Raw genomic sequence first — 13,493 nt, 5'->3', positions numbered from 1 at the left:
CGCGCGAGTGGCGAGCAGCGAATGGCGAATAGATTCTACTCGCCATTCGCTATTCGCCAGCTTAGGCGGCTTCCGCCGCCAGCTTCTTGCCCTTCTCGACTGCCTCTTCGATGGTGCCGACCATGTAGAAGGCTGCTTCCGGCAGGTGGTCATACTTGCCTTCGCAGAGGCCGCGGAAGCCCTTGATGGTGTCCGCGAGGTCGACGAACTTGCCGGGCGAGCCGGTGAAGATTTCGGCGACGTGGAACGGCTGCGACAGGAAGCGCTCGATCTTGCGGGCGCGGGCCACCGTCAGCTTGTCCTCTTCCGAAAGCTCGTCCATGCCGAGAATGGCGATGATGTCTTGGAGCGACTTGTAGCGCTGCAGCACCTGCTGGACCTGACGCGCGGTGTCGTAGTGCTCTTGGCCGACGACGAGCGGCGAGAGCATGCGCGAGGTCGAGTCGAGCGGGTCCACCGCGGGGTAGATGCCCTTTTCCGAGATCGCGCGGTTCAACACCGTGGTCGCGTCCAGATGCGCGAACGAGGTCGCGGGCGCCGGGTCGGTCAAGTCGTCGGCCGGAACGTAGATGGCCTGCACCGAGGTGATCGAGCCCTTCTGCGTGGTGGTGATGCGCTCCTGGAGCGCGCCCATGTCGGTGGCGAGCGTCGGCTGATAACCCACCGCCGAAGGAATACGGCCGAGCAGCGCCGACACTTCCGAGCCGGCCTGGGTGAAGCGGAAGATGTTGTCGACGAAGAACAGCACGTCCTGACCCTGGTCGCGGAAGTGCTCGGCGACGGTGAGACCGGTGAGGCCGACGCGGGCGCGGGCGCCCGGCGGCTCGTTCATCTGGCCGAACACCAGCGCGCACTTGGATTTCACGCTCGGATCCGGATTGTGCGGATCGGCGTTGACCTTGGACTCGATGAACTCGTGATAGAGGTCGTTGCCTTCGCGGGTACGCTCGCCGACGCCGGCGAACACGGAGTAACCACCGTGCGCCTTCGCGACGTTGTTGATCAGCTCCTGAATCAGCACGGTCTTGCCGACGCCGGCGCCGCCGAACAGGCCGATCTTGCCGCCCTTCGCATACGGAGCAAGAAGATCGACGACCTTGATGCCGGTGACGAGAATTTCAGCTTCGGTCGACTGGTCGGTGTAGCTCGGCGCTTCCTGGTGGATGGCGCGGAGACCTTCGGACTTGATCGGGCCGGCTTCGTCGATCGGCTCGCCGATCACGTTCATGATGCGGCCGAGCGTACCGTCACCCACCGGAACCGCGATCGGCTGGCCGGTGTCGGTCACTTCCTGGCCGCGCACCAGACCTTCGGTCACGTCCATCGCGATCGTACGGACGGTGGACTCACCGAGATGCTGCGCAACTTCCAGCACGAGGCGGATGTTGCCGTTCCGGGTTTCCAGCGAATTGAGAATGGCGGGCAGGTGGCCCTCGAACTGCACGTCGACGACGGCGCCCATGACCTGGGTGACGCGACCGACCTGGTTAGCTGCTGTAGCCATGAATAGCTCTCCTTCGAAATTCTGGACTTGAACGACCGTCGTTTGGTTCGTGCGTCAGACCGCCTCGGCGCCGGAGATGATCTCGATCAGCTCCTTGGTGATCTGGGCTTGACGGGTTCGGTTGTAGATCTGGGTTTGCTTGCGGATCATTTCGCCGGCATTGCGGGTGGCGTTGTCCATCGAGCTCATCTGCGCGCCATAGAACGAAGCGTTGTTTTCCAGCAGCGCGCGGAAGATCTGCACCGCGATGTTGCGCGGCAACAGGCCGGACAGCAGTTCGTCCTCCTCCGGCTCGTAATCGTAGGACGTCGTCGGCGCGTTCGCCGCCTTTTCCTCGACGACCAGCGGGATGATCTGCTGCGCGGTCGGGATCTGGGCGATCACCGACTTGAACTGCGCGTAGAACAGCGTGCAGACGTCGAACTCACCGTTGTCGAAACGGGCCAGCACCTTCTTGGCGATGTCCTCGGCGTTGACGAAGCCGAGCTGACGAACGCTACGCAGGTCGAGGTGCTCGACGATCTGCTTGTCGAACAGGCGGCGGAGCTGCTCATAGCCCTTGCGGCCGACACAGAAGAATTTCACTTCCTTGCCCTGCGCGATCAGCGCCTGGGCGCGCTCGCGGGCGAGGCGCACGATCGAGGAGTTGAAGGCGCCGGACAGACCGCGCTCGCCGGTGCAGACCAGCAGCAGGTGGACCTGGTCCCTGCCGGTGCCGGCCAGCAGCGCCGGCGCGCCGGGCGAACCCGCAGCGGCGCTGGCGATGTTGGAGATCACCGCGCTCATCTTGTCGGCATAGGGCCGCGCCGCCTCGGCCGCTTGCTGGGCACGGCGCAACCTCGACGCCGCGACCATCTGCATCGCCTTGGTGATCTTCTGCGTCGCCTTGGTGGAGGCGATGCGGACGCGCATGTCTTTAAGTGACGCCATTCTTCGTCCCCGACGATCCGACCCTTTGGCCTGATCGCAAACCTATCCAGTCGTCATGCCCGGGCTCGCCCCGGGCATCCACGCGGTGCCTCACACGCCGTTAGACGTGGATGGCCGGGACAAGCCCGGCCATGACGGCATTTACGCGAAGCTCTTCGCGAAGCCTTCGACCACCGACTTCAGCTTGGCGGCGGTGTCGTCGGAGAGATCGCGGCTGTCGCGGATCGCGTTGAGGATCTCGGCGTTCTTGCCGCGCAGCAGCGACAGCAGACCGTCCTCGAACGCGCGCACCTTGTTGAGCGGGAGCGGATCGAGATAGCCGTTGGTGCCGGCCCAGATCACGCAGACCTGCTCTTCCATCTTCAGCGGCGCGAACTGCGGCTGCTTGAGCAGCTCGGTCAGGCGCGAACCGCGGTTGAGCAGGCGCTGGGTCGAGGCGTCGAGATCGGAGCCGAACTGCGCGAACGCCGCCATTTCGCGGTACTGCGCGAGCTCGCCCTTGATCTTGCCGGCGACCTTCTTGGTGGCCTTGGTCTGCGCGGACGAACCGACGCGCGACACCGACAGACCGACGTTCACCGCGGGACGGATGCCCTGGAAGAACAGGTCGGTTTCCAGGAAGATCTGGCCGTCGGTGATCGAGATGACGTTGGTCGGAATGTAGGCCGACACGTCGTTGGCCTGGGTTTCGATGACCGGCAGCGCCGTCAGCGAGCCCGAGCCCTGGTCCTTGTTCAGCTTCGCCGCGCGCTCGAGCAGGCGGGAGTGCAGATAGAACACGTCGCCCGGATAGGCTTCGCGGCCCGGCGGGCGGCGCAGCAGCAGCGACATCTGACGGTAGGCGACGGCCTGCTTGGACAGATCGTCATAGATGATGACGGCGTGCATGCCGTTATCGCGGAAGTACTCGCCCATGGTGCAGCCGGTGAACGGCGCGATGTACTGCATCGGAGCCGGATCCGAAGCGGTGGCGGCGACGATGATCGAGTACTCGAGCGCGCCCTGCTCTTCCAGCACCTTCACGAACTGGGCGACGGTCGAACGCTTCTGGCCGATCGCGACGTAGACGCAATACAGCTTGATGTTCTCGTCCGGCTGCGCGTTGAGCGGCTTCTGGTTCAGGATGGTGTCGAGCGCGATCGCGGTCTTGCCGGTCTGACGGTCGCCGATGATCAGCTCGCGCTGGCCACGGCCGATCGGGATCAGGGCGTCGATCGCCTTGAGGCCGGTCGCCATCGGCTCGCTCACCGACTTGCGCGGAATGATGCCGGGCGCCTTGACGTCGACGCGCATGCGCTTGTCGGCCTGGATCGGGCCCTTGCCGTCGATCGGGTTGCCGAGCGCGTCGACGACGCGGCCGAGCAGGCCCTTGCCGACCGGCGCGTCCACGATGGCGCGGGTGCGCTTGACGGTCTGGCCTTCCTTGATCTCGCGGTCGGCGCCGAAAATAACGATACCGACGTTGTCGGTTTCGAGGTTCAGCGCCATGCCGCGGGTGCCGTTCTCGAATTCGACCATTTCGCCGGCCTGGACGTTGTCCAGACCATAGACGCGGGCAATACCGTCGCCGACGGACAGCACCTGTCCGACTTCGGAGACTTCAGCTTCCTGGCCGAAATTCTTGATCTGGTCCTTCAGGATCGCGGAAATTTCCGCGGCGCGGATGTCCATCAGCCTGCCTCTTTCATCGCGTGCTTGATCGAATTGAGTTTGGTGCGAAGCGAACTATCGATCATGCGGCTGCCAAGCTTGACCACGAGGCCACCGATGATCGAGGGATCGACCTTCACGTTGAGCGCGACGTCCTTGCCGGTCACCGACTTCAGGGCAACCTTGAGGGCGTCGAGATTCTTGTCCGAAAGCGCCTCCGCCACGGTGACGTCGGCCGTCGTCTCGCCCTTGAACCTGGCGACGAGGGCGCGATAGGCGCGAATGACGTCAGCCACCGCGAACAGGCGGCGGTTGGCGGTCAGGACTTTCAGGAAATTGGCGGAGATGCCGGCGATACCCGCCTTGTCCAGCACGGCCGAGAGGGCCCTGGACTGGGTATCGGCCGCAAACACCGGGCTGCGGACGAGGCGCGTCAGATCGGCGCTTTCGCTCAGCAAGCCCTCGAATTTATCGAGATCGGCTTTGACCTCGTCGACCACATTCTGGTCGCGGGCCAGTTCAAACAAGGCCGTTGCATAACGGCCGGACACACCGGAAACGGACGTATCTTCTGCAGCCACAGACGCGCTCTTTTTGCTGTCAAACTCGCAAGGGAAAAACCGTCGCCACAAAGCGGCGCCAAGCGATCCAAGCCCTTGGAATTCAAGCGGGACTTCGATTTTCGGCCGACACGGGAGGTGCCGGGTCCGTTAAAATCGCGGCTTTGCTAACATAGCAGGCGCGCACGTGCAACATGACGCCAAATTAAAGGCACGACCTTCTGTCGCCAGTTCGTCGCAGCCGACGGCACCGCGGTAGCGGCCTGCCACGTCGCGGAATGACGCGCCCCCTCGGCGGCATCGCGGCCATTCGTTCCTGCCCTCAGCGCATAGCGGCCATGAACACGGATCGCTGAGGCGTGAGTCGGACGTGACGAGCGGCCTCCCCTGAATACTTTCCTAATTCTAAACATGAAGTATAATGACCTTGTTTTACAGTATTAGTGAGTAATAAAATAGTTAAAGAATTGTTAAAGCGAAAGATTCCAGAACATTGGCTGCAACATTGATGCCAATCACAGAATATTTCATGACGACACAGAATGGATTTACTGCCCAATTCACGCCTCATTAGGAATCGAAACGCGATCCCGCTCACAGACTTACGGGGGCTCCACTTGCCACATATGTGGCAATACTAGATTAGGGACCACTAAATGCTGTCTTTGAAGACGCTGGGCTCCGTGCCCCGGCCGCGCACGGCGATCGCTTTCGTTGCCGCCACTCTCCTCGTCGGTGGAACCGCCACCGAAGCTTCTGCCAAATCCCGGCATCACCACCGGTACTCTCACCATCATCACCGCCACCACGCCCAGAGCGATGCCAACACGACCTCCGATTGGCGCAACGCCAACGCGTCGATGACGCCGTCGTCGGGCACGGGCCGCAGCTTCTCCGGCATGGCCTCCTATTATGGCAACGAGTCCGGCAGCCGGACTGCGTCGGGCCAGCGCTTCAACCAGAATGCCATGACCGCGGCTCACCGTTCGCTGCCGTTCGGCACCAAGCTGCGCGTCACCCATGGCGGCTCGAGCGTCATCGTCACCATCAATGACCGTGGCCCGTTCATTCGCGGCCGTGTCCTCGACCTCTCCACGGGCGCTGCCCGCGCCATCGGCCTCACCGGCGCCGGCGTCGGCCGCGTGACCGCGGAAGTCGTCTCCTAAGGCGCCACCAGCGCCTCACCGACAAAGCGCAAATCTCGCCATCGTCCGCGGACGTGTGAGCGGCGAGACCAGTTCGGGCGAAACAAGCCCGCCGTCTTGGGGGACGGCGGGCTTTTTGTTTGCCCCGTCATTCCGGGGCGATGCGTAGCATCGAGCCCGGAATCCATCAGGCCGTAGAGTTGGTGGATGAATGGATTCCGGGTTCACGCTTCGCGTGCCCCGGAATAACGGGGGAACTACAAAAAGCTCTGCGGGTCGACGTCGACTTCGAGCTTTTGATTGCCCTTCGGCTTCGGGCAGACGGCCAGCCAGTTGCGCAAATAGTCCGACAGATCGAAACCGCGCGCCGATTTCACCAGGATGCGGAAACGGTAGCGGCCCTTGATCACGGCGAGCGGGGCCTCCGCCGGTCCCAGCACCACGACGCGCTCGTCGCGCGGTGCGAGCGCAACGAGGCGGCGGCCCAAACCTTCGGCGCTCGGACGGTCGCCTGCCGAAATGATCAGGCTCGCGAGCCGGCCGAACGGCGGATAGAGCGTGCGCTCGCGCAGATCGATCTCGCTGTCGTAGAAGGCCTCGCGGTCGCAGGCGATCAGCGCCTTCATCACGGGATGATCGGGCTGGTGGGTCTGGAGATAGCCGACGCCGCGGCCCTGCTCGCGCCCGGCACGGCCGATCACCTGGTTGAGCAGCTGCCAGGTGCGTTCCGACGCGCGCGGATCGCCGTTGGACAGGCCCAGATCCGCATCGACCACGCCGACGAGATTGAGCCGCGGAAAGTTGTGGCCCTTGGCGACGAGCTGCGTGCCGATGATGATGTCGACGCGACCCTCCGCGATCTCGGTAAGCTCGGAGCGCATCGTCTCGATCGAGGTGATGAGATCGCTCGACAGCACCATGGTGCGCGCCTCGGGGAACAGCGCGGCCGCCTCCTCCTGCAAGCGCTCGACGCCCGGCCCGACCGCGACCAGCGATTCCTCGGCCGCGCAATGCGGGCAGGTCTGCGGGCGCGGCATCGAGAAGCCGCAATGGTGACAGACCAGCCGCTGGCGGAAGCGGTGATCGACCAGCCAGGCATCGCAGATGGTGCAGGCGAAGCGATGGCCGCAGGCACGGCACAGGGTCAGCGGCGCATAGCCGCGGCGATTGAGGAACAGCAGCGCCTGCTCGCGCTTTTCAATCGCTTTTCTGATCTCGGAAGCGAGCCGCGGCGAGATGAAGCGGCCGCGCGCCGGCGGCTCGCGGCGCATGTCGATGGCCTCGATATGCGGCATGTGCTGGCCGCCGAAGCGCGAGGGCAGCGCGATGCGCTGATAGCGGCTCTTGCGCGCATTGACCTCGGATTCGACCGACGGCGTGGCGGAGGCCAGCACGATCGGGATCTTTGCGATATGCGCGCGGACCACCGCCATGTCGCGGGCGTGATAATGCACGCCCTCGTCCTGCTTGTAGGCCTGGTCGTGCTCTTCATCGACCACGATGAGGCCGAGATTGGCGTAAGGCAGAAACAGCGCCGAGCGCGCGCCGACCACGACCGGCGCACTGCCGTCGGAGATCGCGGCCCAATTGCGCGCGCGGGTGCGCGGCGTCAGCTCGGAGTGCCATTCGATCGGCCGCACGCCAAAGCGCTGCGCGAAGCGGTCGAGGAACTGGCCGGTCAGCGCGATCTCCGGCATCAGGATCAGCGATTGCTTGCCGCGGCGGATGGTCTCTGCAATCGCCTCGAAATAGACCTCGGTTTTGCCCGAGCCGGTGACGCCGTCGAGCAGCGCAACGTGAAAGGTGCCGTTGGCGGCGAGCGCGCGCATCGCATCCACCCCGGCGCGCTGGAGCGGTGAAAAATCCGGCTGGCCAAAATCCGGATCGGGTGCCGGCGGCGGCGGAGGCGGCGGCATCGGCTCGACCGTGAGCGTGCCTTCGTCGACGAGGCCGTCGATCACGCCGGCCGAGACGCCGGCTTCCTTGGCCGCTTCGGACTTGCCGTGCAGCAGGCGATCCGACAGCAGCTCGATCACGCGCTGCCGCGCCGGCGTCAGCCGTCGCGGCGGATCGCCGACCAGGCGCACACCGGCGCGCACCCGCTCCGGGCCGAGATTCTCGCCCATGCGCAGGCACATCCGCAGCACCATGCCGCGCGGGCTCAGCGTGTAATTGGCGACCCAGTCGACGACCGAGCGCAGCTCAGGCTTCAGCGGAGGAAGATCGAGCTTTTCGCTGACCTCCTTGAGCCGGTTGTGCAGGCGCGGGTCGGGATTGGCGTTCTCCGCCCAGACCACGGCCAGCACCTCGCGCGGGCCGAGCGGCACGCCGACGAGATCGCCCGCCTTCAGCTCCATCCCCCGCGGCACCTTGTAGGAATAGGTCTGGTCGAGCGCGACCGGCACCAGCACGTCGACCATGCGGGTCGCGTTGGCGGGGGTGATCGTGCTGCGCGACGAATGATCCATCAAAGGTCTTTGGAGGGAGAATCGGAACCTTGGGGCCTTGAAGCTAACGCCCCCGGGCGGCCTTAGCTAAGAGTAAACGGGTGTGATGCGATATACTGAGTGGAATCATTACGTCCAGAGCGCATGAGCAAAGCCGCGGCCCCATTAATCGAGCTCGCCAGCGCCGATCCCTCGATCGCGCAGGAGATGACGCGCTGGCTGTCGCATCTCGGCGCCGAGCGGCGGCTGTCGCCGAAGACGCTGGAGGCCTATGGCCGCGACCTGCGGCAATGCCTGGACTTCCTTTGCGCCCATTGGGGCGAGCGCGTGACGCTGGCGCGCTTTGCCGCGCTGGAAGCCACCGACATCCGCGCCTTCATGGCGATGCGCCGCGCCGACGACATTGCCGGCCGCTCGCTGATGCGCGCGCTGGCGGGCCTGCGCTCGTTCGGCCGTTTCCTCGAACGCGAAGGCAAGGGCAAGGTCGGCGCACTCTCGGCTATCCGCGCGCCCAAGGTGGCCAAGACTTTGCCGAAGCCGCTGCCGATGGCATCCGCAAAACGTCTCGCCGACGCCGACGAGCGCGCCGGCGAGGAACGCGAGACGTGGGTTCTGGCCCGCGATGCCGCGGTGATGGCGCTGCTGTATGGCTCGGGCCTGCGCATCTCCGAAGCGTTGGGGTTGAAGCGCCGCGAGGTGCCGCGTCCCGGCGAGGGCGACGTGCTGATCGTGACCGGCAAAGGCAACAAGACCCGCATGGTGCCGGTGCTGCAGAACGTGCTCGCGCTCGTGCAGGAATACGTTGCGATGTGCCCCTATCCGTTGCCGGCGGAAGGCCCGATCTTCCTCGGCGCGCGCGGCGGCCCGCTCAGCCCGCGCATCATCCAGCTGGCGATGGAACGGCTGCGCGGCGCGCTCGGCCTGCCCGACAGCGCGACGCCGCATGCGCTGCGACACTCCTTCGCCACGCATCTGCTCTCGCGTGGCGGGGATTTGCGCGCAATCCAGGAGCTGCTGGGTCACTCCTCGCTCTCGACCACGCAGATCTACACCGGTATCGATTCGGAGCGGCTGCTCGAAGTCTATGCGAACACGCATCCGCGGCGATGAACCTGACATGAAGCTGTCATAGCGCGCGTGCCTCTTGCGCGGCGCCCGCGGTTCGGTCAATCGTGGGGAACCGCGACTGGAGGGAATCATGAGCGCACACGAAAGCATGGAGCATGCCGAACACGCCGAGCACGCGTCCGGATCGAACAAGAAGATCGCTCTTCTGATCGCCGTGCTGGCGCTGTTCCTGGCGATCTCCGAGACGCTCGGCAAGGGCGCCCAGACTGAATCGATCAGCAAGAACGTCGAATCCGCCAATCTCTGGGCGTTCTTCCAGGCCAAGACCATCCGCCGCACCGTGGTGCTGACCGCGTCCGAGCAGGGCAAGCTCACGCTGGCCGCCACCACCGACGACCTCCTGAAGGCGACGGTGCAGAAGCAGGTCGACGACTGGACCAAGACCGCGCAGCGCTACCGCTCCGAGCCCGAGACCGGCGAAGGCACCGAGCAGCTCGCCGAGAAGGCCAAGCACGCCGAGCACGAGCGCGACGAGGCGACCGCGAAATATCATCACTTCGAGCTGGCCTCCGCCGCCTTCCAGATCGGCATCGTTCTGGCCTCGGCCACCATCATCACCGGCATGATCGCGCTCGCCTATGTCGCCGGCGTCCTGACCCTGGCCGGCCTCCTCATGACCGCGCTCGGCCTGTGGTGGCCGCATCTGGTGCATTTGCATTGAGGGGCTGATGCGGGGCGCATAAGGCCAAAAACATCGACGCTGTCATGCCCCGGCTTGATGTTTAGCCCGGACAGATCACTGACGGGTGTTCGGAGACATAGCTGACACATCAACATTGGCTGGATTGGTCCGATTCGGGAGGCCGTCCATGCCTTGGAGCGAGGTGTCAGTGATGGATCAGCGCCACGAGTTTGTGCGGCTGGCTTTGCAGGAGGGCGCCAACCGGCGCGAACTGTGCCGTCGGTTCAACATCAGTCCTGACGTCGGCTACAAGTGGCTGGCGCGCTGGCAGGCCGGCGATCGGGAGCTGGCCGACTGTTCCCGGCGCCCGCATGCGATGCCCAAGCGGAGTGAGGCTGCGGTCGAGGCAGAAGTCCTGGCTGTACGCGACAAGCATCCGGCTTGGGGAGCACGGAAGATTGCCCATTGCCTGAAGCGGGGCGGGCAGACGGTGCCTGTGCCATCAACGGTGCACCAGATCCTGTGTCGGAACGACCGGATCAAACCGAGTGAGAATGCGCCGCCCAATCCGGGCCACCGGTTCGAGAAGGAAGCTCCCAACCTGCTGTGGCAGATGGACTTCAAGGGTCACCTGCCGCTCGCCAATGGGACGCGGTGCCATCCGCTAACGATCGTCGACGATCACTCGCGCTACGTGCTGTGCCTGAAGGCATGTGCCGACGAGCAGCGCCTCACCGTGCAGAATCACCTGTCGACGACGTTCCGCTGCTATGGCCTGCCGGAGGCCTTCTACACCGACAATGGCTCACCCTGGGGCGATACGTCCGGCATTCGTTGGACCGGACTGAAGGTGTGGCTGCTCAAGCTTGGCGTCAGGGTGGTGCACGCAAGGCCATGCCACCCACAGGCCCGCGGCAAGAACGAACGCTTCCATCGCACCCTGAAGGCCGAGGTGTTTGCAATGCGCCGCTTCCGAACTCTCCCGGAAGTCCAGCGCGCCTTCGACGCCTGGCGGCCGGTCTACAATCTGGAGCGGCCTCACCAAGGCCTCGATATGCAGGTCCCTGCCGATCGCTTCCGGCCAAGTGCTCGCCCCATGCCGGCCCGCGTTCCGAACGTCGAATACGACAGCGGCGAGATCGTGCGCAGGGTCTCATCGACAAGACCCTACATCTCCTTCAAGGGACACTTCTGGAAAGTTCCCCAGGCCTTCGCCCGCGAACGCCTTGCCATCCGGCCGCTGGATCGTGACGGCCACTACGGAATCTTCTTCGCCAGCTGGCAGGTCGCATCGATCGACTTGACCAATGGCCAACCTGTCAGTGATGTGTCCGAACAGGTGTCAGCCATGTCTCCGGGCTAAACACTTGACCGGGGCATCCAGTACGCCGCGGCTTCTCCGTATTCGATTGACGTCTCTGGAATACTGGATCGCCCGGTCAAGCCGGGCGATGACATCGAGTGTGTGGCAATGACAGTGAGTCTATAGCGAGCAGCTAGCGCGCCTGGTGCACGCTCTTGCGAAAGCGCTGGATCAGGCGGAGCGTACGGGCGGACCAGCCTTCGCCGTTGCCGGCGATCAGCTCGCGGATGCGCTGCTTGATCGGGTCGACCAGCTCGGCGGCCTTGGCGCGCAGCTTCATCACGAGATCGTAGAGCCGCTCGAACCAGTGCATCTCCATCAGCTTGTCGCGCGTCACGTCGAACACGAAGGCGGTGACGCCGACGCCGAGCAGCTTTGCGAACAGAAACGTGGATACGCCGCTCAGCCAATATTCATGCGTGAGCAGATACAGGCCCATCAGCTTGAGCGGAAACAGCGGGATGATCGGCACCGCGAACACGATCAGTGTCATGGCCGGCGGCAGCGCATCGACGCGCTCCGTCAACCATTGCTTGAAGCGTGCGAGCGGGATGGCTGCGACAACCCGCGCGACGATCGGCTCGAGATGGTCCCACAGCCAGGCTTCGATCAGGAAGATGATCGCCAGCAGGACCCAGACCGGTTGAAGTAGGCGGCGCAGCATATGTTTCCCGCCCGATTCGACGCTAGGCGCGTCGCCTACATATGGATGGCCCGCTTGCCCACCGCAAGCGCGGCTTCCTTGATGGCCTCCGAGCGGGTCGGATGCGCGTGGCAGGTGCGCGCGAGATCTTCCGCGCTGCCGCCAAACTCCATGAGAACGCAGGCTTCATGGATCATTTCGCCGGCTTCACGGCCGATAATGTGCACGCCGAGCACGCGATCGGTCTTCGCATCTGCGAGAATCTTCACGAAGCCGTCGGTGGTCTGGTTGACCTTGGAGCGGCCGTTGGCGGTAAAGGGAAACTTCCCGACGGTATACGCCTGACCCGCCTGCTTCAGCTCCTCCTCGGTCTTGCCGACGGAGGACACTTCCGGCGTGGTATACACGACGCCTGGGATAACGTCGTAGTTCACGTGGCCGGCCTGCCCTGCGATGATCTCCGCAACGGCTACGCCTTCATCCTCGGCCTTGTGCGCGAGCATCGGGCCCGCGACGACGTCGCCGATGGCATAGACGCCCTTCACGCTGGTCGCGAAATGCGGATCGATCTGCACGCGGCCGCGATTGTCCAGCGCCACGCCGGCTTCCTTCAGGCCGAGCCCATCCGTGTACGGCACGCGACCGATGCAGACGAGAACGACGTCGGCTTCCAGCGTCTCGGCAGCGCCGCCGGCCGCAGGCTCGATGGTCGCCTTCAGCGACTTGCCGGAGGTGTCGACGGCGGTGACCTTGGCGCCGAGCTTGAATGCAAAGCCCTGCTTCTCCAGGATGCGCTGGAATTGCTTGGCGATCTCGCCATCCATGCCGGGCAGGATGCGATCGAGGAATTCGACGACGACGACTTCAGCGCCGAGCCGCTTCCACACCGAGCCGAGTTCGAGGCCGATCACGCCGGCGCCGACGATCAAGAGCTTGCCGGGGACCTTGTCCAGCGACAGCGCGCCGGTGGACGACACGATGCGCTTCTCGTCGATCTCGATGCCCTTGAGGCGCGCGATGTCGGAGCCGGTCGCGATGACGATGTTCTTGGTCTCGACCACTTGCGACTTGCCGTCGGCAGACACTTCCACCTTGCCTGTCCCTAAGATCTTGCCGGTGCCCTTGAGCACGTCGATCTTGTTCTTCTTCATCAGGAACTCGACACCCTTGACGTTGCCGTCGATGCCCTGCTGCTTGAAGTTCATCATCGCCGGAAGCTCGAGCTTCGGCGCGGAAACGGAAACGCCCATCTTGGCGAAGGAGTGCGCGGCTTCCTCGAACATTTCGGACGCGTGCAGCAGCGCCTTCGACGGCATGCAGCCGACGTTCAGGCAGGTGCCGCCGAGCGTGGCGTCCTTTTCGACCACGGCGACTTTCATGCCGAGCTGGGCCGCGCGCACCGCGCAGACATAACCGCCCGGTCCGGTGCCGATGACGACGAGATCGTAGGTAGCCATGAGAGAAAGTCCCGTGAGTTTAGCGTGATGAGGATGTGTCAGCG

General features: G+C 64.4%; 11 protein-coding genes. 4 read left to right on the top strand and 7 right to left on the bottom strand.

Features of this window, described 5'->3' with window-relative positions:
* Window positions 1-61: 61 nt before the first annotated feature.
* The 4 genes from atpD to AB7G19_RS02140 form a co-directional block, all read right to left on the bottom strand.
* A complete protein-coding gene (gene atpD / locus AB7G19_RS02155; protein ID WP_063980424.1) occupies window positions 62-1,504 on the bottom strand; it encodes a F0F1 ATP synthase subunit beta in 1,443 nt (480 codons plus the stop codon).
* Window positions 1,505-1,558: 54 nt separating this feature from the next.
* Window positions 1,559-2,434: a F0F1 ATP synthase subunit gamma gene (locus tag AB7G19_RS02150; protein ID WP_063980423.1), complete on the bottom strand. Its 876-nt coding sequence runs from the start codon at window positions 2,432-2,434 to the stop codon at window positions 1,559-1,561.
* A 141-nt stretch (window positions 2,435-2,575) separates the two neighbouring features.
* Entirely contained in the window at window positions 2,576-4,105 is a 1,530-nt protein-coding gene (gene atpA, locus AB7G19_RS02145) for a F0F1 ATP synthase subunit alpha (protein ID WP_063980422.1), read from the bottom strand.
* Complete coding sequence (locus AB7G19_RS02140; RefSeq protein WP_063980421.1) at window positions 4,105-4,665, bottom strand: F0F1 ATP synthase subunit delta; 561 nt, start codon at window positions 4,663-4,665, stop codon at window positions 4,105-4,107. Before AB7G19_RS02140 ends, atpA begins: the two co-directional genes overlap by 1 nt.
* Before the next feature lie 635 nt (window positions 4,666-5,300).
* Here AB7G19_RS02140 and AB7G19_RS02135 point away from each other — a divergent pair.
* The gene (locus AB7G19_RS02135; RefSeq protein WP_028150468.1) at window positions 5,301-5,810 is read left to right on the top strand and encodes a septal ring lytic transglycosylase RlpA family protein; all 510 of its coding nucleotides are present in this window, start codon (window positions 5,301-5,303) and stop codon (window positions 5,808-5,810) included.
* Window positions 5,811-6,046: 236 nt separating this feature from the next.
* Here the strand turns inward: AB7G19_RS02135 and AB7G19_RS02130 are convergent, their stop codons facing one another.
* On the bottom strand, window positions 6,047-8,257 hold the full coding sequence (locus AB7G19_RS02130; protein ID WP_085399708.1) for a primosomal protein N': 2,211 nt from the start codon (window positions 8,255-8,257) through the stop codon (window positions 6,047-6,049).
* Between the two features lie 123 nt (window positions 8,258-8,380).
* Between AB7G19_RS02130 and AB7G19_RS02125 the strand changes: the two genes are divergently transcribed.
* The 3 genes from AB7G19_RS02125 to AB7G19_RS02115 all read left to right on the top strand — a co-directional run bounded on the left by AB7G19_RS02125 (window position 8,381) and on the right by AB7G19_RS02115 (window position 11,349).
* Window positions 8,381-9,346, top strand: a complete 966-nt coding sequence (locus AB7G19_RS02125) for a tyrosine recombinase XerC (RefSeq protein WP_085399709.1) — start codon at window positions 8,381-8,383, stop codon at window positions 9,344-9,346.
* Window positions 9,347-9,434: 88 nt separating this feature from the next.
* Entirely contained in the window at window positions 9,435-10,025 is a 591-nt protein-coding gene (locus tag AB7G19_RS02120) for a DUF4337 domain-containing protein (protein WP_085399710.1), read from the top strand.
* Window positions 10,026-10,173: 148 nt separating this feature from the next.
* Entirely contained in the window at window positions 10,174-11,349 is a 1,176-nt protein-coding gene (locus AB7G19_RS02115; protein WP_085398134.1) for an IS481 family transposase, read from the top strand.
* 133 nt (window positions 11,350-11,482) lie between these two features.
* On the opposite strand, the gene AB7G19_RS02110 is transcribed toward AB7G19_RS02115, so the two are convergent.
* Window positions 11,483-12,013 carry a hypothetical protein gene (locus tag AB7G19_RS02110; RefSeq protein WP_063980417.1) on the bottom strand — a complete coding sequence of 177 codons (531 nt, stop codon included), beginning with the start codon at window positions 12,011-12,013 and terminating at the stop codon, window positions 11,483-11,485.
* Between the two features lie 35 nt (window positions 12,014-12,048).
* Window positions 12,049-13,449, bottom strand: a complete 1,401-nt coding sequence (lpdA, locus tag AB7G19_RS02105; RefSeq protein ID WP_063980416.1) for a dihydrolipoyl dehydrogenase — start codon at window positions 13,447-13,449, stop codon at window positions 12,049-12,051.
* Between the last annotated feature and the right edge of the window lie 44 nt (window positions 13,450-13,493).

The sequence above is a fragment of the Bradyrhizobium sp. 215_C5_N1_1 genome (assembly GCF_052075935.1).
GTDB classification, from domain to species: Bacteria; Pseudomonadota; Alphaproteobacteria; order Rhizobiales; family Xanthobacteraceae; genus Bradyrhizobium; species Bradyrhizobium barranii.
The sequence above is the reverse complement of the archived record's forward strand: the minus strand, read 5'-3'. Positions and strand labels throughout refer to the sequence as shown.